This window comes from Pseudomonas sp., from assembly GCF_048269965.1.
In the GTDB taxonomy this organism is placed as follows: domain Bacteria; phylum Pseudomonadota; class Gammaproteobacteria; order Pseudomonadales; family Pseudomonadaceae; genus Aquipseudomonas.
Genome location: NZ_JBLWTV010000002.1, coordinates 380,623 through 399,417 on the forward strand (window position 1 = coordinate 380,623; position 18,795 = coordinate 399,417).

At 63.4% G+C, this 18,795-nt stretch carries 18 protein-coding genes; 9 read left to right on the forward strand and 9 right to left on the reverse strand.

The genetic code is table 11. The annotated features are described in order from the left end of the window. Positions 1-18: 18 nt before the first annotated feature. Entirely contained in the window at positions 19-486 is a 468-nt protein-coding gene (locus ACN0X6_RS04050; RefSeq protein ID WP_417702301.1) for a thioesterase family protein, read from the reverse strand. Between the two features lie 228 nt (positions 487-714). Beyond that, positions 715-1,374 (reverse strand): isoprenoid biosynthesis glyoxalase ElbB, encoded by a 660-nt coding sequence (gene elbB / locus ACN0X6_RS04055; RefSeq protein ID WP_417702303.1) that lies wholly within the window; start codon positions 1,372-1,374, stop codon positions 715-717. 164 nt (positions 1,375-1,538) lie between these two features. On the opposite strand from elbB, the gene ACN0X6_RS04060 reads away from it, so the two are divergent. After that, positions 1,539-2,843, forward strand: coding sequence for a sterol desaturase family protein (locus tag ACN0X6_RS04060; RefSeq protein WP_417702305.1), 1,305 nt, complete (start codon positions 1,539-1,541; stop codon positions 2,841-2,843). Here ACN0X6_RS04060 and ACN0X6_RS04065 read toward each other — a convergent pair. Next, a complete protein-coding gene (locus ACN0X6_RS04065) occupies positions 2,825-3,379 on the reverse strand; it encodes a DedA family protein (RefSeq protein ID WP_417702307.1) in 555 nt (184 codons plus the stop codon). The genes ACN0X6_RS04060 and ACN0X6_RS04065 overlap by 19 nt on opposite strands. Positions 3,380-3,713: 334 nt before the next feature. Here ACN0X6_RS04065 and hemB point away from each other — a divergent pair, with 334 nt between their 5' ends. Both hemB and ppk1 read left to right on the forward strand, forming a co-directional pair. Next, positions 3,714-4,727: a porphobilinogen synthase gene (hemB, locus tag ACN0X6_RS04070; RefSeq protein WP_192984010.1), complete on the forward strand. Its 1,014-nt coding sequence runs from the start codon at positions 3,714-3,716 to the stop codon at positions 4,725-4,727. A gap of 19 nt (positions 4,728-4,746) precedes the next feature. Further along, positions 4,747-6,930: a polyphosphate kinase 1 gene (gene ppk1, locus ACN0X6_RS04075; protein ID WP_417702309.1), complete on the forward strand. Its 2,184-nt coding sequence runs from the start codon at positions 4,747-4,749 to the stop codon at positions 6,928-6,930. Between the two features lie 199 nt (positions 6,931-7,129). Here the strand turns inward: ppk1 and ppx are convergent, their stop codons facing one another. The 6 genes from ppx to ACN0X6_RS04105 form a co-directional block, all read right to left on the reverse strand. Further along, on the reverse strand, positions 7,130-8,632 hold the full coding sequence (gene ppx, locus ACN0X6_RS04080) for an exopolyphosphatase (protein ID WP_417702311.1): 1,503 nt from the start codon (positions 8,630-8,632) through the stop codon (positions 7,130-7,132). Positions 8,633-8,718: 86 nt separating this feature from the next. After that, a complete protein-coding gene (locus tag ACN0X6_RS04085) occupies positions 8,719-9,240 on the reverse strand; it encodes an ureidoglycolate lyase (protein ID WP_417702313.1) in 522 nt (173 codons plus the stop codon). Beyond that, positions 9,237-9,968, reverse strand: coding sequence for an amino acid ABC transporter ATP-binding protein (locus ACN0X6_RS04090; protein WP_417702315.1), 732 nt, complete (start codon positions 9,966-9,968; stop codon positions 9,237-9,239). The genes ACN0X6_RS04085 and ACN0X6_RS04090 overlap by 4 nt, the downstream gene beginning before the upstream one ends. Then, positions 9,955-10,605 carry an amino acid ABC transporter permease gene (locus tag ACN0X6_RS04095; protein ID WP_417702343.1) on the reverse strand — a complete coding sequence of 217 codons (651 nt, stop codon included), beginning with the start codon at positions 10,603-10,605 and terminating at the stop codon, positions 9,955-9,957. The genes ACN0X6_RS04090 and ACN0X6_RS04095 overlap by 14 nt, the downstream gene beginning before the upstream one ends. Next, complete coding sequence (locus tag ACN0X6_RS04100) at positions 10,602-11,267, reverse strand: amino acid ABC transporter permease (RefSeq protein ID WP_417702317.1); 666 nt, start codon at positions 11,265-11,267, stop codon at positions 10,602-10,604. Before ACN0X6_RS04100 ends, ACN0X6_RS04095 begins: the two co-directional genes overlap by 4 nt. Positions 11,268-11,284: 17 nt before the next feature. Continuing rightward, entirely contained in the window at positions 11,285-12,070 is a 786-nt protein-coding gene (locus tag ACN0X6_RS04105) for a transporter substrate-binding domain-containing protein (RefSeq protein WP_417702319.1), read from the reverse strand. A gap of 287 nt (positions 12,071-12,357) precedes the next feature. Here ACN0X6_RS04105 and ACN0X6_RS04110 point away from each other — a divergent pair, with 287 nt between their 5' ends. The 6 genes from ACN0X6_RS04110 to ACN0X6_RS04135 form a co-directional block, all read left to right on the forward strand. Then, a complete protein-coding gene (locus tag ACN0X6_RS04110; protein WP_417702321.1) occupies positions 12,358-13,062 on the forward strand; it encodes a FadR/GntR family transcriptional regulator in 705 nt (234 codons plus the stop codon). Positions 13,063-13,171: 109 nt separating this feature from the next. After that, the gene (trxA, locus tag ACN0X6_RS04115; RefSeq protein WP_003458627.1) at positions 13,172-13,498 is read left to right on the forward strand and encodes a thioredoxin TrxA; all 327 of its coding nucleotides are present in this window, start codon (positions 13,172-13,174) and stop codon (positions 13,496-13,498) included. Between the two features lie 333 nt (positions 13,499-13,831). Continuing rightward, entirely contained in the window at positions 13,832-15,091 is a 1,260-nt protein-coding gene (gene rho, locus ACN0X6_RS04120; protein ID WP_003458629.1) for a transcription termination factor Rho, read from the forward strand. 304 nt (positions 15,092-15,395) lie between these two features. Continuing rightward, positions 15,396-16,862 carry a 4-hydroxy-3-polyprenylbenzoate decarboxylase gene (gene ubiD, locus ACN0X6_RS04125; RefSeq protein WP_417702323.1) on the forward strand — a complete coding sequence of 489 codons (1,467 nt, stop codon included), beginning with the start codon at positions 15,396-15,398 and terminating at the stop codon, positions 16,860-16,862. Next, positions 16,862-17,827 carry a CDP-6-deoxy-delta-3,4-glucoseen reductase gene (locus ACN0X6_RS04130; RefSeq protein ID WP_417702325.1) on the forward strand — a complete coding sequence of 322 codons (966 nt, stop codon included), beginning with the start codon at positions 16,862-16,864 and terminating at the stop codon, positions 17,825-17,827. The genes ubiD and ACN0X6_RS04130 overlap by 1 nt, the downstream gene beginning before the upstream one ends. Positions 17,828-18,370: 543 nt before the next feature. After that, a partial coding sequence (locus tag ACN0X6_RS04135; RefSeq protein WP_417702327.1) for a POTRA domain-containing protein occupies positions 18,371-18,795 on the forward strand: 425 nt, incomplete at its 3' end.

Here is an 18,795-nt window from a genome sequence, read left to right on the forward strand (position 1 = left end):
CGGGAATGGCGGGCTCGGTCAGCCACACAGATAGGTACCAGTGCCCACCGCGACCAGCACGCCCTCGTCGTCGTGCAGTTCCATGCGAATCACCGCCACCTTGTTGCCGGCACGCAGGGGCGTGGCCGTGGCGCTGAAGCGCTGCCCCCGACCGGGGCGCAGGTAATCGATGCGCAGGTCGATGGTGCCGAGCTTGGACAGCTTGCTCATGCGTTCGGCAGGCGGCAGGTGCTGGTGGTTGGCGAAGGCGCCGATCAGCGCCATGGCGCCGCCGCAGACGTCGAGCAGTGAGGAAATCACCCCGCCATGCAGAATGCCGTGGACGAAGTTGCCGATCAGTTCGGGCTTCATCGGCAGGTGCATGGTCACCCGCTCGGGGCTCAGCTCATCGAGCTCGATGCCGAGCACCTGATTGAACGGGATGCGCTGGAAGAAACTGGCCACCGCCTGTTGCAGGTCGGCGCTGAGGACGAAGGGCTGGGACATGGCAGGGGCTCCGGGAAATCCTGCCGCCACGCTGCCGCAGCCGGAACGGCTTGACCAGCGGCGCGGCCGGACTGCCCTGACCAATGACCGATGCGCCCTGTAATGGGCGCTGGCCGGTAGGCTGGAACCTTGAACTTTGTAGGGTGGGCTTCAGCCCACGCTGATCGATACTGAAGCTTAAGCGGAACGCCTTCCTGCCCACCCTACAAAGTCCCTGTATGCCGTCAGTCAGTGGTGCGTCAGTTCCAGCACGCGGTCGACCAGTTTGTTGATGCCGGACGCTGCTTCGGCGATGGACTGGGCGAGCATGTAGGCCGGCGTGGTCACCAGCTTGCGCTGGCTGTCTTCGATGATTTCACTGACCTCGCACTCATGGTGCTCGGCGCCCATCTGGGTCAGGGCGGCGGCGGTGTCGTGGTCGCTGCCGATGGTGCAGACCACGCCGGCGCCGAAGATCTTCGCCGCCAGGGCCGGGGCGATGCACATCAGGCCGACCGGCTTGCCGGCATCGACGAAGGCCTTGCAGGCTGCCAGCACGTCAGGCTGCACGGTGCAGCCGGCGCCACAGGTGGCGAAGTCGGAAAGGTTCTTCGCCACACCGAAACCACCGGGCAGGATCAGCGCATCGAAGGCCTCGACGTGCAGCTCCTTGACGTCCTTGATCTGGCCGCGGGCGATGCGCGCCGACTCCACCAGGACGTTGCGCGTCTCGTCCATCTCGTCGCCGCTGTAGTGGTCGACCACGTGCAGCTGCGGCACGTTGGGGGCGAAACACTGCACGTCGGCGCCACGCTGGTCGAGGCGCAGCAGGGTGATCACGCTTTCATGGATCTCGGCGCCATCGTAGACGCCACAGCCGGACAGAATCACTGCCACTTTCTTGCTCATGCTCGACTCCTGGTGAGGAAAAACGCGACCGTGAAGCGGTCGCGGGTATTACCAATTCGTGGGATGTCGCCAAATGCCACTCGGGCTGTCATTTGCCGCCGCGAAGACTGGCGAAGCTGCGCATAGGATGAATAACAGCTCATTCCCGACACAAGTACAACGATATGGCGTTCGTTCTCTACGCAGTGCCCTTCTTCTTCCTGCTGATCGGCCTGGAATTGCTCGCTGACCGCTGGCGCGGTATGCGCACCTATCGTCTGGCCGATGCCCTTAACAGCCTCAGTGCCGGCGTGCTGTCACAGGCGACCGGCGTGTTGACCAAGGTGGTCGGGCTGCTCACCTACGCCTTCGCCTGGGAGCATCTGGCGCTGTTCGAACTGTCCGAAGGCAGCCTCTGGGTGTGGCTCTTCGCCTTCGTCTTCTACGATTTCTGCTACTACTGGAACCACCGTCTGGGCCATGAGCGCAACGTGCTCTGGGCCGCCCATGCGGTGCATCACCAGAGCGAGGACTACAACCTTTCCACTGCGTTGCGGCAAACCAGCACCGGTTTCATCTTCGGCTGGATCTTCTACCTGCCGATGGCGCTGGTCGGTGTGCCGCCGCTGGTGTTCTTCAGCGTCGCGGCGCTGAACCTGCTTTATCAGTTCTGGGTGCATACCCGGCATATTCCCAAGCTGGGCTGGTTCGAGTGGCTGTTCATCACCCCGTCCAACCACCGTGTGCACCATGCACAGAACCCTATCTACATGGATCGCAATTACGGCGGTGTGTTCATTGTCTGGGATCGAATTTTCGGCACCTTCCAGGAGGAGCTCGACGAAGAGCCGGTGATCTTCGGTGTGACCGTGCCGCTGGCCAGTTGGAACCCCTTGTGGGCCAACCTGCAGGTGTATGTCGGTCTGTGGCACGATGCCAAACGCGCCAGCTCCTGGTGGGACCGGCTGCGCATCTGGTTCATGCCCACCGGCTGGCGTCCTGCCGACGTGGCGGCACGCTATCCGCAGACCAAGGCGGATCTGCGCAATTTCCGCAAATTCGAGGTGCCTTTGGCGCGTGGCGCGCAGGTCTACGCGTCGCTGCAGTTCGTCTGCTACCTGCTGGCCGGCGTGTGGCTGCTGGCGCACGGAGACTCGCTTGCAATCGGCGCTGTGCTGCTGGCGTGCCTGTGGATGGCCCTGGGCCTTTGCAGCATTGGCATGTGGCTGGAGAATCGTGCCTGGGCGTCGAGATTCGAGTTATTGCGCCTGGCGGCCAATCTGCCCCTGCTGTGGCTGGCCGGTGATCTGGACATGCTGGTCATGAATGCAGCTGTCTGGAGTTGCCTGGCTGGCTACAGCCTGATCAGCCTGCTCGGATTATGGCTGGTGCAGCGCGGAGGGCGGACCGGAACGCCGGCCGCTCGTAGCGAAGCGAACAGTTCGCCGCCCGGTACGCCCTGCTGCGTGGCTCATCCGCGCCGGCGCTGACGCCAGCGGTGTAGCCAGGCGAGGGCGAGCAGCAGCACCACGGCCGCGAGCAGGATGACCTGATAGTGGCGCAGTTCTTCGAGTAGCCCACCCATGGCATTGCCCAGGCTGTAGGCCAGCAGGCTGATGCCGCCGGCCCAGACGCCGGCACCGATGGCATCGAGCAGCAGATAGCGGCGCCACGAATAGCCGGACAGGCCGATGGTCAGCGGCATCACCGTGCGCAGGCCGTAGAGGAAGCGAAAGCACAGCACCCACAGGTCCGGGTAGCGCTGGATCAGCGCGCTGGCGCGTTCGCCCAGCGGTTGCCAGCGCGGTTTGCGTGCCAGCAGGGCACGGCCGTGACGGCGGCCGAGGTAGTACCACAGCTGGTCGCTGGCGAAGGTGCCGAGAAAGGCGCACAGCGCCACCCATTCGATCTCCAGCACGTTGCGCACGGCCAGGTAGGCCGCCAGCAGCAGCGACACTTCGCCTTCGAGAAAGGTACCGAGTACCAGTGCCGGATAGCCAAACTGGCGGATCAGGTCTTGGAGCATGCCGTGAGCTCAACGATGCAGGTGCTGAAGACTACTCTGACCATGGCAAACCCGGAAGGTGGCGCGTCATGCCACAATGCGCGACTGGCTGTGCGACGTGCCGTCGCACGTGGTCATCTGGTCGTCATCATTTGGTCATAATGTTCGTAGAACCTATCCACGATCTGCTGCGCGTCGGCTCTGCTGCGTTAAAAACAGGCTCAGACTGCTCATGTGCTGGGGCACACTCCGCCTCCTCGCCTGTTTTTGCCTGGCACAGCTCTAGCTCGCGAAATCGTGCACAGGTTCTATAACCTGTCACACTGGCCCGCCCGTGCGGGCTCTGGAGTCTGCCGTGAGCGTTACCCCCGCCAATCGTCTGTTCCCTGCCACTCGCCTGCGTCGCAATCGCCGCGATGATTTCTCCCGCCGTCTGGTGCGCGAAAATCGCCTGAGCGTCGATGATCTGATTCTGCCGGTGTTCGTCCTCGACGGCGAAAACCGTCGCGAAGCCGTGCCGTCGATGCCGGGCGTCGAGCGCCTGTCCATCGACCTGCTGCTCAAGGAAGCCGAGCATTGGGTCGAGTTGGGCATTCCGGCGCTGGCGCTGTTTCCGGTCACGCCGCTGGAGAAGAAGTCGCTCGACGGTGCCGAGGCCTGGAACCCGGACGGCATCGCCCAGCGCGCGATTCGTGCCCTGCGTGCGAAATTCCCCGAACTGGGGGTGATCAGCGATGTGGCGCTCGACCCCTTCACCACTCATGGTCAGGACGGCATTCTCGACGAGTCCGGCTACGTGCAGAACGACATTACCGTCGATGCCCTGGTCAAGCAGGCGCTGTCGCATGCCGAGGCCGGTGCCCAGGTGGTGGCACCGTCGGACATGATGGACGGCCGCGTGCAGGCGATCCGCGAGGCGCTGGAACTGGCTGACCACGTCAATGTGCGCATCATGGCCTACTCGGCCAAGTATGCCAGCGCCTATTACGGCCCGTTCCGTGATGCCGTGGGCTCGGCCGCCAATCTCGGCAAGGGCAACAAGCTCGGCTACCAGATGGACCCGGCCAACGGCAACGAGGCGCTGCATGAAGTGGCCGCCGATCTGGCCGAAGGTGCCGACATGGTCATGGTCAAACCCGGCATGCCCTACCTGGACATCCTCTGGCGGGTGAAGGATGCCTACAAGGTGCCGACCTTCGTCTACCAGGTCAGCGGCGAGTACGCCATGCACATGGCGGCGATCCAGAACGGCTGGCTCAGTGAGGCGGTCATACTGGAATCACTCACCGCCTTCAAACGTGCCGGTGCCGATGGCATCCTCACCTATTTCGCCGTACGGGCGGCTGAACTGCTAAAACAAGGGCGATGACGCCCTCAGGAACCCAGCGATGAACAGCGAAGGACTCAACAGCGAAGTGCTCGACAACAACCCGCCTCAGGTCGAGGTGGTCGCCGAGACGCCCGTGGTGGAAACCCCGCCGCCGGCTCCGATTCCCAGCCTGGATGACAGCAGCCTGTACATCCACCGTGAACTGTCGCAGCTGCAGTTCAATATCCGGGTGCTGGAGCAGGCGCTGGACGAGTCCTATCCGTTGCTCGAACGCCTGAAGTTCCTGCTGATCTTCTCCAGCAACCTCGACGAGTTCTTCGAGATTCGCGTCGCCGGCCTGAAGAAGCAGATCAACTTCGCCCGCGAACAGGCCGGCGCCGATGGCCTGCAGCCGCACCAGGCGCTGGCGCGAATCAGCGAACTGGTGCACGAGCAGGTCGACCGCCAGTACGCGATCCTCAACGACACCCTGTTCCCGGCGCTGGCCAATCACAACATCAACTTCATCCGCCGCCGCTACTGGACCACCAAGCTCAAGGCCTGGGTGCGTCGCTATTTCCGCGACGAGATCGCGCCGATCATCACCCCCATCGGTCTCGACCCGACGCACCCCTTCCCGCTGCTGGTGAACAAGAGCCTGAACTTCATCGTCGAACTGGAAGGCGTCGATGCCTTCGGTCGCGATTCCGGTCTGGCCATCATCCCGGCGCCGCGTCTGCTGCCGCGCATCATCAAGGTGCCGGAAGATGTTGGCGGCCCTGGCGACAACTACGTGTTCCTGTCGTCGATGATCCATGCCCACGCCGATGACCTGTTCCAGGGCATGAAGGTCAAGGGCTGCTACCAGTTCCGCCTGACCCGTAACGCTGACCTCTCGGTGGACACCGAAGACGTCGAGGACCTGGCGCGCGCCCTGCGCGGCGAGCTGTTCAGTCGTCGCTACGGCGATGCGGTGCGCCTGGAGGTGGTCGACAGCTGCCCGAAACACCTGCGCGACCACCTGCTCAAGCAGTTCGGCCTGACCGAGGGCGAGCTGTACCAGGTCAACGGCCCGGTCAACCTGACCCGCCTGTTCAGCATCACCGGTCTGGACAACCATCCGGAGCTGCAGCACGCGCCGTTCACGCCAGTGATCCCCAAGCTGCTGCAGAACGCCGAGAACATCTTCAGCGTGGTCAGCAAGCAGGACATTCTCCTGCTGCACCCCTTCGAGTCCTTCACGCCGGTGGTCGATCTGCTGCGTCAGGCAGCGAAGGACCCGCACGTGCTGGCGATCAAGCAGACCCTGTATCGCTCCGGCGCCAACTCGGAGATCGTCGATGCGCTGGTGGAAGCGGCGCGTAACGGCAAGGAAGTCACTGCGGTGATCGAGTTGCGTGCGCGTTTCGACGAAGAATCCAACCTGGCTCTGGCCAGCCGCCTGCAGGCTGCTGGCGCGGTAGTGATCTACGGCGTGGTCGGCTTCAAGACGCACTCCAAGATGATGCTGATCCTGCGCCGCGAGAATGGCGAGATTCGCCGTTACGCGCACCTGGGCACCGGTAACTACCATGCCGGCAATGCGCGGCTGTACACCGACTACAGCCTGCTGACCGCCGACGTGGCGCTGGGCGAGGACGTGTCCAAGCTGTTCAGCCAGTTGATCGGCATGGGCAAGACCCTGCGCATGAAGAAGCTGCTGCACGCGCCCTTCACCCTGAAGAAGACCTTGCTCGAACTGATCGCCAAGGAAACCGCGGCCGCTGCCGAGGGCAAGCCGGCGCAGATCATCGCCAAGTTCAACTCGCTGACCGATCCGAAGATCATCCGTGCGCTGTACAAGGCCAGCCAGACCGGGGTGAAAATCGACCTGGTGGTGCGCGGCATGTGCTGCCTGCGCCCTGGCGTGCCGGGGGTTTCCCACAATATTCAGGTGCGCTCGATCATCGGCCGCTTCCTCGAACACACGCGCGTCTACTACTTCCTCAATGGCGGTGACGAGCTGGTCTACCTGTCCAGTGCCGACTGGATGGAGCGCAACCTCGACAAGCGTGTGGAGACCTGTTTCCCGGTGGAGGGCAAGAAGCTCATCACCCGGGTCAAGAAGGAACTGGAAAGCTACCTGACCGACAACACCCAGGCCTGGGTGCTGCAGTCCGATGGCCGCTACCAGCGCCTGCAGCCCACCGGCAACCAGAACCCGCGCAACGCCCAGGCCGGACTGCTGGAAAAGCTCACCGCACCGGTCGTCGTCGCACGATAAAAAGCGGCTGCGTGCAGCCATCCGATGACCCTCTCCCGCTTGCGGGAGACGACTGCATGGATGCAGGAGGTAGGGCGACGCAGGAGGCCAAAGCCGAGGGTGCCCGAAGGGCGGGAGAGGGGGCTTTTGAGTCCTGGCGGGTTTCACCCGCCCTACAGGTCGAGCCGCGCCCGTAGGGTGCGCCATGCGCACCGGGGTATCAGCGCACGCTCAAGGTCAGATCGATACGGCTGAGCCACGCTGCTTCGGCTTCGAAGTCCGCCAGGGTCAGCGGGTTGGCGGCCAGCCAGCCTTCGGGAAAGACGATTTCCAGGCTGTTCTCTGCAACCTTGAACTGCACCTCGGGCATGCTCTGCGTGCCGCGAATATGGTGGAAGAGGATGGCGAAGCGCAGCAGCACGCACAGGCGCATCAGCTTCACGCCTTCCTCGCCGAAGTCGGCGAACTTGTCCCTGGGGATGTTGCGGCGGTGGCCGCGCACCAGCAGGGCCAGCATCTGCTGGTCCTGACGGGAGAAACCGGCCAGGTCCGAGTGCTCGATCAGGTAGGCGCCATGCTTGTGGTACTGGTAGTGGGCGATATCCAGACCCACCTCGTGCACCTTGGCGCCCCAGCTCAGCAGTTCGCGATGCCAGTCGTCGGTCAGGCCCCAATCGGCGGACACCTTGTCCAGCGCCGACAGTGCCTTGGCTTCGACCCGTGCGGCCTGGTCGACATCGACGTGGTAGCGCTCCATGAAGGCTGCCAGCGTGCGTTCGCGCACGTCCTCGTGCTGATGACGGCCGAGCAGGTCATACAGCACGCCTTCGCGCAGGGCACCTTCGGAGTGGCTCATGCGCTGGATGTCGCAGGCATCGAAGATGGCTTCGAGAATCGCCAGGCCGGCGGGGAAGATGCCGCGGCGGTCCGGTTTGATGCCGTCGAGGTCGATCTTGTCCACCTCGCCGAGCTTGAACAGTTTGCGCTTGAGCCAGGCCAGCCCTTCGACGGTGATTTCGCCATTGCTCAGACCTGCCGCCTTGGTCGTCAGGCCGATGGCCTTGATGGTGCCGGATGCACCGACGGCATCTTCCCAGCCGAGGCGGCGCAGGCCCTGTTCGATACCCATCAGCTCCAGACGAGCGGCGGTGTAGGCCTGGGCGTAGCGCGCCGGGGTGATCTTGCCGTCCTTGAAGTAACGCTGGGTGAAGCTCACGCAGCCCATCTGCAGGCTTTCGCGCAGCAGCGGCTCGAAGCGCTGGCCGATGATGAACTCGGTGCTGCCGCCGCCGATGTCGGCGACCAGGCGTTTGCCGGGGGTGTCGGCAATGCTGTGGGAGACGCCCAGGTAGATCAGGCGTGCTTCCTCGCGGCCGGAAATCACCTCGACCTGGTGGTTGAGAATCTCCTCGGCGCGGCGGATGAATACGGCGCGGTTGCGTGCTTCACGCAGGGCGTTGGTGCCGACGATACGGACGGCGCCTTCCGGCAGCGTGGTGGTGAACTGGGCGAAGCGGCGCAGACAGTCGAGCCCGCGCTGCATCGCTTCTTCGCTGAGCTGACGCTCGTCGTCCAGGCCGGCGGCCAGCTGCACCTTGTCGCCGAGGCGCTCGAGGATGCGAATCTCGTGATTGTCGGCCTTGGCCAGCACCATGTGAAAGCTGTTCGAACCCAGGTCGATGGCAGCGATCAGGGGAAAACTCTCGGCAGGGGCTTTGGGCATGATTACGGCATCTCGTTCGATTTCCGCGCCATCGTGCCACGACTGAGCGCATGAGCCAACGCATACGGATGTCGCATGAAACTGGTCTAGACCTGTGATTGCTGCAGGTTCAGCACGCTCAGTGGCTGTTTCAACACCTGCTCGTCGCAGTTGTGACCCTCGCCGCCGCGGTCCACCACGATGAATCGGCCGGGGTGTTGCAGGCACAGCAGCGGGTGGTGCCAGGTGCCACGGGCATAGTTCACGCCCTGGTCCGGCGCGCTGATGAAGGCGCGGATCTGTGACTCGTCCAGCTCGCCAGGCGGGGCCACGACGATCAGCATACGCCCGCCATCCACCGGGTAGAACGCCTGGCTGCCCAGCGGGTGGCGCTCGAGCATGCCGATGGCGATGGGCGCGTGCCAGGCCTTGCCCTCGAACAGGTTGACCAGCGTGCGCGGCGACTCGCCGGCCAGCTCCACCTGCGCCAGGTCGTGGTAGCGCGTGGTGGTGCCGGCGTTGATCGGGAAGGATGTGGCGCCGGCTGTTTCGATCACGTCACCGAAAGGCGCGAAGGCTTCGCGGGTCAGCGGCTCGATGCGCAGCGGCAGGTGTGCCGGCGCGTTCACAGGTTCACCGAGCCGATGAAGTTGCGCAGCTCTTCGGTCTGCGGGGCGGCGAACAGGGCCTTCGGGTCGCCGATCTCGTGCACCTTGCCGTGATGCATGAATACCAGTTTGTCGCCAACCTCGCGGGCAAAGCGCATCTCGTGGGTAACCATGATCAGGGTCATGCCCTCGCTGGCCAGTTGCTTGACCACCGCCAGCACCTCGTTGACCAACTCGGGGTCGAGCGCCGAGGTGATCTCGTCACACAGCAGCACCTTGGGCGACATGGCCAGGGCGCGGGCGATGGCCACGCGTTGCTGCTGGCCGCCGGACAGGCGCTCGGGGTAGGCGTCGAACTTCTCCGCCAGGCCGACACGTTCGAGCATCTGCCGGGCGATCTTCTCGGCTTCGGCGCGCGAGGTCTTCTTCACCACCTGTGGTGCCAGCATGACGTTCTCGCCGACGGTCAGGTGCGGGAACAGGTTGAACTGCTGGAACACCATGCCGACCTTCTGCCGCAGACTGCGCAGGTCGGCGCGGGCGGCGTCGATGTACTCGCCATCGACTTCGATCACGCCGTCGTTGATCGACTCCAGGCCGTTGAGCGTGCGCAGGAAGGTGCTCTTGCCCGAGCCGCTGCGGCCGATGATGGCGACCACTTCGCCTTCCTCGACCTTGAGGTCGATGCCCTTGAGCACGTGGTTGTCGCCGTAATACTTGTGCAGGGCGGTGACGTTAAGCAGTGACATTCAGCCTCCTTTCCAGGCGGTATGCAGCGAGCGAGAGCGGGTAGCAGAGCAGGAAGTAACCGAGGGCGACGAAGCCGTAGACCATGAACGGCTCGAAGGTGGCGTTGGCCAGCATGCTGCCGGTCTTGGTCAGCTCGGTGAAACCGATGATCGAAGTCACCGCAGTGCCCTTGACCACCTGCACCGAGAAACCGACGGTAGGCGCCACGGCGATGCGCAGGGCCTGCGGCAGCACCACATGGCGCAGGGTTTCCAGACGGCTCATGGCCAGGCTTTCGGCGGCCTCCCATTGGCCGCGGGTGATCGACTCGACGCAGCCGCGCCAGATCTCGGCGAGAAAGGCGCTGGTGAACAGCGTCAGTGCGGTGGCTGCCGCCAGCCAGGGCGACACGTCGATGCCCAGCAGGGCGATGCCGAAGAACACCAGAAACAGCTGCATCAAAAGCGGCGTGCCCTGGAACAGTTCGATGTAACCACGGGCAAGGATGCGCGGTGCAGAAAGCGGCGACAGCCGCGCCAGCAGTACCAGCAGGCCGGCGATACCGCCGCAGACGAAGGCCACCAGCGACAGCAGCAGCGTCCACTGCAGGCCCACCAGCAGATTGCGCAGGATGTCCCAGAGGGTGAAGTCCATCAGCGCTCTCCCATGATGAAGCGGCGGCCGAGCCAGGCCAGCAGTTGGCGAATCAGGATGGCCATGAGCAGGTACAGCGCGGTGGTCAGCAGGTAGGTTTCGAAGGCGCGGAAGTTGCGCGACTGGATGAAGTTGGCGGCGAATGACAGCTCCTCGGTGGAGATCTGCGAGCACACCGCCGAACCCAGCATGACGATGATGATCTGGCTCGACAGCGCCGGCCACACCTTGCCCAGCGCCGGACGCAGCACCACATGACGGAACGTCTCGAAGCGGCTCATGGCCAGTGCGCCGGCGGCTTCGAGCTGGCCATGCGGGATGGCCTGAATACCGGCACGGATGATCTCCGTGGAGTAGGCGCCAAGGTTGATCACCATCGCCAGGATGGCGGCCTCCCACTCGCTCAGGCGCACGCCGAGCGAGGGCAGGCCGAAGAAGATGAAGAACAGCTGGACGATGAACGGCGTGTTGCGGATCAGCTCCACGTAGACGCCGAAAATCCGGTCGAACGGGCGGATGCGCCAGGCGCGCAGTATCGCCCCGACGATGCCGAGACCGACCCCCAGCAGGGTGCCGATCGCCGTCAGGCCGAGGGTGAAGGCCGCGCCCTGCAGCAGCAGATCGCTGTGCTGCAGGACGGCGGCGAAGTCGAACTGGTACGCCATGGCTCAGCTCTCCGGGCTCAGAGGCCGGCCGGCAGCGGCTGCTTCAGCCACTTCTGGCTGAGCGCATCGAGGCTGCCATCGGCCTTGGCGGCGGTGATGATGGTGTTGACCTTGTCCAGCAGCGCGCTCTGGTTCTTGTTCACGCCGACGTACACCGGCGAATCCTTGAGCTTGAGCTTCATGCTCGGCACGCGCTTGGGGTTGCGCTCGGAGATGGCCACCATCACCACGTTGCCGCTGGCGATCAGCTCCACCTGGCCGGAGAGGTAGGCGGCGATGGTCGAGTTGTTGTCCTCGAAGCGCTTGATGGTGGCGCCTTTCGGGGCGACGTTGCTCAGCTCGATGTCCTCGATGGAGCCCCGGGTGACGCTGATGGTTTTGCCGGCCAGGTCGTCGAGGCCGGCGATGGCGGCGTCTTCCGGGCCGAACACGCCGAGGTAGAAAGGCGCGTAGGCGGCGGAGAAGTCGATCACCGCTTCACGCTCGGGGTTCTTGCCGAGGCTGGAGATCACCAGATCGACCTTGCCGGTGGTGAGGAAGGGGATGCGGTTGGTGCTGTTGACCGGGGTCAGCTCCAGCTTCACCGCCAGCTTGTTGGCCAGCAGCTGCGCGGTGTCGATATCCAGCCCGCGCGGTTTCATGTCCGGGCCGACCGAGCCGAACGGCGGGAAATCCTGCGGCACAGCGACTTTCAGCACGCCCGCCTTGCTGATGTCTTCGAGCGTATCGGCGTGAGCGGTGCTGGCGCCGAAGGCCAGGGCGGCGAACAGGGTACCCAGCAGGGTGCGGTGAAATGTGCGCATGTCGAACTCCCGATGAATGAACGAAAACTGAAGCGTTTTGCCTGGCTCGTGCAGTGCATCGGCTGTGCCAAGTTCAATGAAATAAGGGCTTTCATCGTTCCAGGCGAGTGGAAACAAGGTCTTACTGGTCTGAACAGTTGACGTAGCTGACCAATTGGTCAGAAGCCTTTCTGAGCAATCTCGGTGCGTCCGCCTGGTGGCCTGTTCCACAAAGGGGCGTCGCTTGCCTGGAGCAGTGTTCTGGCCGTACAAAGGCGACTTCACTGGACTGACCGGCCCGAACAGTCATGAATGCTTCTGCTCCCCGCGCGGTACCCGAATATGCCCTGCAGGCGATCCGCCGCCTGATCGAGGAAGAGGGCTATCGCCCCGGCGATGCGCTGCCGTCGCAGCGTGATCTGGCCGAGCGCCTGGGCGTGAGCCGGGCATCCTTGCGTGAGGCGCTGTCCTCGCTCAGCGCGCTGGGCCTGGTCAGCGTGCAGGCCGGCAAGGGTGTGTTCGTTCAGGAGGCAAGCAGGGGCGAGGCCTCCGGTGGATTTGTCTGGCCTTTCGCCGCGCAGGTGTCGGCGGCCGATACCTTCCAGCTGCGCTTCGCGCTGGAGGGCTTTGCCTGTGGCCTGGCGGCCGGCGTGATGACCGCCGGGGAGCTGGATATCCTCGAAGACAACGTCGAACAGATGCGTCGTGAGCTGCGCGCGGGCGACTTCGAGCAGGCGACGCGGCTGGATTTCGAGTTCCACCAGCGCATCCTCGCCGCCAGTGGCAACCAGGCGATGTTTGCCCTGGTCACCTCCAGCGCCGATATCTTTCTGGAGAGCCAGAAGCTGCCGTTCATCCGCCCGGAGCGAGCGATGGAAACCTGGCAGGAGCACCGCAAGATCCTCAAGGCCCTGGCGCGGCATGCCGCCGGCCCGGCGCAAAAGGCCATGCAGCAGCACATCCGCGCCGCCGCGCTGCGCACAGGCATCGCCTTCACCACGCTGGGCGATTGAGGTGTCCATGCGGCGCTATTGAAAGGCTCAATCGTCAGTGCCTTTCGGTGTCACTCAAGCCGGGCTATGATGGCGCCACTTTTTTGCTTCCGAATCACGGAGACTCCTCATGAGCGAATTCATCACCAACGTCAGCGACGCCAGCTTCGACCAGGACGTCATCCAGGCTGAGGGTCCGGTTCTGGTCGACTATTGGGCTGAGTGGTGCGGCCCGTGCAAGATGATTGCACCGGTGCTCGACGAGATCGCCAAGGAATACCAGGGCAAGCTGAAGATCTGCAAACTGAACATCGACGAGAACCAGGAAACCCCGCCGAAGTACGGCGTGCGTGGTATCCCGACCCTGATGCTGTTCAAGAACGGCAACGTCGAAGCGACCAAGGTCGGCGCGCTGTCCAAGTCGCAGCTGGCTGCCTTCCTCGACAGCAACATTTAAGAAGTAGGGTGGGCTTTAGCCCACCAAGCAAGCTGTAGGGTGGATCACGCTTCATCGATCCACCATGGCGTCGCAAGTGGTGGATGAAAAAAGCGTCATCCACCCTACGTAGCCTTTTGAAGGCCCCGCAATTTGCGGGGTTTTTCGTTTTCGGGGCTAGACGCTGTTTTTTCACGGTGTTAAATTCGACCCCGCTGCATCCTCCATGCAGCTCTCTGCACGCCGTCGCCGATTCATTCCTATACGAACTCGTTCGCGATCCTGTCGCCTTCTCTGCGGCGCGGCCTCTCAAGCTAACAGCTTTCTTCTCCTCTCGATGATCACGTCATTCCTATGAATCTGACCGAACTCAAGCAAAAGCCGATTGCCGAACTGCTGGACATGGCCGAACAGATGGGCCTGGAAAACATGGCTCGTTCGCGCAAGCAGGACATCATCTTCGCCCTGCTGAAAAAGCATGCCAAAAGCGGCGAGGAAATTTCCGGTGACGGCGTGCTGGAGATCCTCCAGGACGGTTTCGGCTTCCTGCGTAGCGCTGACTCCTCCTACCTGGCCGGCCCGGACGATATCTACGTCTCGCCCAGCCAGATCCGCCGTTTCAACCTGCGTACCGGTGACACCATCGTCGGCAAGATCCGTCCGCCGAAGGAAGGCGAGCGTTACTTCGCCCTGCTCAAGGTCGACAGCATCAATTTCGACCGTCCGGAAAACGCCAAGAACAAGATCCTGTTCGAGAACCTGACGCCGCTGTTCCCCAACAAGCGCCTGACCATGGAAGCCGGTAACGGCTCCACCGAGGACATCACCGGCCGTGTGATCGACCTCTGCGCGCCGATTGGCAAGGGCCAGCGCGGCCTGATCGTCGCCCCGCCGAAAGCGGGCAAGACCATCATGCTGCAGAACATCGCCTCGAACATCACCCGCAACAACCCCGAGTGCCACCTGATCGTTCTGCTGATCGACGAGCGCCCGGAAGAAGTGACCGAAATGCAGCGCACCGTGCGCGGCGAAGTGGTCGCCTCGACCTTCGACGAGCCGCCGACCCGTCACGTACAGGTTGCCGAAATGGTGATCGAGAAGGCCAAGCGCCTGGTCGAGCACAAGAAGGATGTGGTCATCCTGCTCGACTCCATCACCCGTCTGGCGCGTGCCTACAACACCGTGATCCCGAGCTCCGGCAAGGTCCTGACTGGTGGTGTCGACGCCCATGCCCTGGAGAAGCCCAAGCGCTTCTTCGGCGCTGCCCGTAACATCGAAGAAGGCGGCTCGCTGACCATCATCGCTACTGCGCTGGTGGAAACCGGCTCGAAGATGGACGAAGTGATCTACGAGGAATTCAAGGGCACCGGCAACATGGAGCTGATCCTCGATCGCCGTGTTTCCGAGAAACGCGTGTTCCCGGCGATCAACATCAACAAGTCGGGCACCCGCCGCGAAGAACTGCTGACCGGTGAAGAAGAGCTGTCGCGCATGTGGATTCTGCGCAAACTGCTGCACCCGATGGATGAGATCGCGGCCATCGAGTTCCTCATCGACAAGCTGAAAGCGACCAAGACGAACGATGAGTTCTTCCTGTCGATGAAGCGCAAGTAAGAGGATCTACTGCGCGAAGGTGATGCTGCGTTAAAAGCCGACTCGGAAAGCTCATGTACAAAAGTACACTCCGCTTCCTCGCCTGTTTGATTCGCTGGCGCTCACCCTTCGGGCCAGCCTTTGGCTGTTACTCCCGTTGGTCGTTGAGCCTTGCCTGACCTTTGCTCGCTACGATCCATTGCACCGCCACAAGGCCGGGGAAACCCGGCCTTGTCGTATCTGGAAGCTTTCAAGCCTTCTGAAAGCCCGACTTCGGCGCTAAACTTTGCGGCCGACTCCTGCCTGTCCGACACGAGGCTCCTGCATGCAGTATCGCGACCTGCGCGACTTCATCCGTGAACTGGAAAAGCGCGGCGAACTCAAGCGCATCCAGACGCCGGTATCGCCCGTTCTGGAAATGACCGAAATCTGCGACCGCACCCTGCGCAAGGGCGGCCCGGCGCTGCTGTTCGAAAAGCCCACCGGCTTCGACGTGCCGGTGCTCGGCAATCTGTTCGGCACGCCCAAGCGCGTGGCGCTGGGCATGGGCGCCGAAGAGGTGTCCGAACTGCGCGAGATCGGCAAGCTGCTGGCCTTTCTCAAGGAGCCCGAGCCGCCCAAGGGCCTCAAGGATGCCTGGAGCAAGCTGCCGATCTTCAAGAAGGTCATTTCCATGGCGCCCAAGGTGGTCAAGGATGCGCCGTGCCATGAAGTGATCGAGGAGGGCGACGACGTCGACCTGGGCAAACTGCCGATCCAGCACTGCTGGCCGGGTGACGTGGCACCGCTGATCACTTGGGGCCTGACCATCACCAAGGGCCCGAACAAGGAGCGCCAGAACCTCGGCATCTACCGCCAGCAAGTGATCGGTCGTAACAAGGTGATCATGCGCTGGCTCAGCCACCGTGGCGGCGCGCTCGACTTCCGCGACTGGTGCAAGGCTCATCCTGACAAACCCTACCCGGTGTGCGTGGCCCTCGGTGCCGACCCGGCGACCATTCTCGGCGCCGTCACGCCAGTGCCCGATACCCTCTCCGAATACGCCTTCGCCGGTCTCTTGCGCGGTCATCGCACCGAGCTGATCAAGGCTGTCGGCAGCGACCTGCAGGTGCCGGCCAGCGCCGAGATCGTGCTGGAGGGTGTGATCCATCCGGGCGAGACCGCGCCGGAAGGCCCCTATGGCGATCACACCGGCTACTACAACGAGGTCGACACCTTCCCGGTGTTCACCGTCGAGCGCATCACCCGTCGCCGCGATCCGATCTATCACAGCACCTACACCGGCCGGCCGCCAGATGAGCCGGCGATCCTCGGCGTGGCGCTGAACGAGGTGTTCGTGCCGATCCTGCAGAAGCAGTTCCCCGAGATCACCGACTTCTACCTGCCGCCGGAAGGCTGTTCCTACCGCATGGCGGTGGTGACCATGAAGAAGCAGTACCCAGGCCACGCCAAGCGCGTAATGCTCGGTGTCTGGTCGTTCCTCAGGCAGTTCATGTACACCAAGTTCGTTATCGTCACCGACGACGATATCAACGCACGGGACTGGAATGACGTGATCTGGGCGATTACCACGCGCATGGACCCCAAGCGCGACACGGTGATGATCGACAACACACCGATCGACTATCTCGACTTCGCCTCGCCGATCTCCGGCCTGGGCTCGAAGATGGGGCTGGACGCCACCCACAAGTGGCCGGGTGAGACCACCCGCGAATGGGGCCGCGCCATCGAGAAGGATCCTGCCGTGGTGGCACGCGTCGACGCGCTCTGGAGCGAGCTGGGAATCGATTGATGAACGTCACCCTGCAACCTTCCGGTATCACTCTCGCGCTGCAGCCGGGTGAGCGCATCCTCGATGGTGCCCGGCGCCTGGGCTACGACTGCCCGCAGAGCTGCCGCAACGGCAACTGCCATATCTGCGCCGCGCTGCTGGTAGAAGGGCGCGTGCGGCAGAACGGCGCCGAGTTGGATCATGGTGAGCTGTTCACCTGCCTGGCCGAACCGCTGGAAGACTGTGTGCTGCATTGGGATGGCGTACTGGCACCGGGTGAGTTGCCCGTGCGCGAACTGAGCTGCCAGGTGATCGAATGCCAGGAAGTGGGGGGCGACGTGTTCCGCGTGCGCCTGCGCACTCCAGCCGGCAAGGCGCCGCGCTATCACGCCGGGCAGTACCTGCTGCTACAGCGCCCGGATGGCGAGATGGCGGCGTTCTCCCTGGCTTCGGCGCCGCACGCCGGGCGTGAGTTGGAGCTGCACATCCTCGCCCGCGAAGACAGCAGCATTGCCCTGCTGGAGCACCTGCGCAGCACCGGCATGGCTCGCGTGCAGATGCCCTACGGTGATACCCACCTCGCCGACCTGCCCGATGGCCCGCTGGTGCTGATCGCCGCCGGCACCGGCATGGGCCAGATGCACAGCCTGATCGAGCATTGCCGCGCGGCGGGTTTCACCCATCCGGTGCACATGTACTGGGGCGCGCGTCGGCCCGAGGATTTCTACGAACTGCCACATTGGGACGAGTGGCAACAGCTGGACAATCTGTTCCTGCACCAGGTAGTCAGCGACCAGTGCGGCTGGCAGGGTCGTTGCGGTCTGCTGCACGAAGCGGTGCGCGAGGACTTCCCGGATCTCAAGGCCTTGCACGTCTACGCCAGCGGTTCACCGGCGATGGTCTACGCCACGCTCGATGCGCTGGTCGAAGCGGGGATGGACGCGCACCAGATGCGCGCCGACGTATTCGCCTACGCGCCGCGTTAAGGGTCAATGGCGATCAGATAAGGTTGCCAACGTCTGACGCCAGTCAGTTAGGCCGTACGCGCTTGGCTCCCCTCTCCCGCTTGCGGGAGAGGGGCTGGGGGAGAGGGCTGAGGGGGCCGACCGTATTCGAGCGATATCTGACTGCATGTATGCCAAAGCCGCCTTTCGTAGGAGCCCCACCCCAGGGCGAAGCTTTCGTTGCTCGCTCTCTTGGCAGCAACTGGACGAAGTCAAAAAATGCTTCCGGCATGTTTTCGAATTCGTGCTTCCCTTGTTCGCGGCGAGGCACCGCTGCGCAAAGGGGCGGTAAGTCTCACTTTCAGGCAGCGCTTGTCGATCCGTTCGGATCGATGTCCCCAAACGTGAAGTTGTTCATTTTTTAGGCGTTTGATGGCAGGGGGCCATATGTTCTAATCGCCGCCGATTTTCCGCCGCTGTTTTTCTGCTATTCAAAGGACTGAAGGCATGCCTCTTCGTATTAGCCCTTTATCGCCTGCCATCCCTGGCGGCCACCCTACGGGCCGTCGCTGCGCGACGTTAAAAGTGGCTCCCGGCCTTTTTTGGGCCGTATGGCTGTTCTTTTCCCTTCCCGCTATCGCGCTGGCGCAGACGCCGGGCGACCGTGAGCTGATCCGCGAGCGCCAGGAGCGCCTGCTGCAGGAGCAGCAGCGGCGCCTCGAGGAGCTGCAGCAACTCCCAGGTGAAGCCCCAAAACTGCAAACCGCCCCGGTCGAAGACGAGCGTTGCTTCGCGATCGAGCAGATTCGTCTGGAAGGCGCCACTCTTCTCGCTGAGGACGACCAGCAGGCCATTCTGCAGCGTTTCGCTGGCGAGTGTCTGGGCGCTGGCCAGCTCAACGAGCTACTCAAGGCCATCACCCAGTTCTACATCGACCGGGGCTACGTCACCTCGCGCGCCTACCTGCCGCAGCAGGACCTGTCCTCAGGCGAGCTGCGCGTCATCGTGGT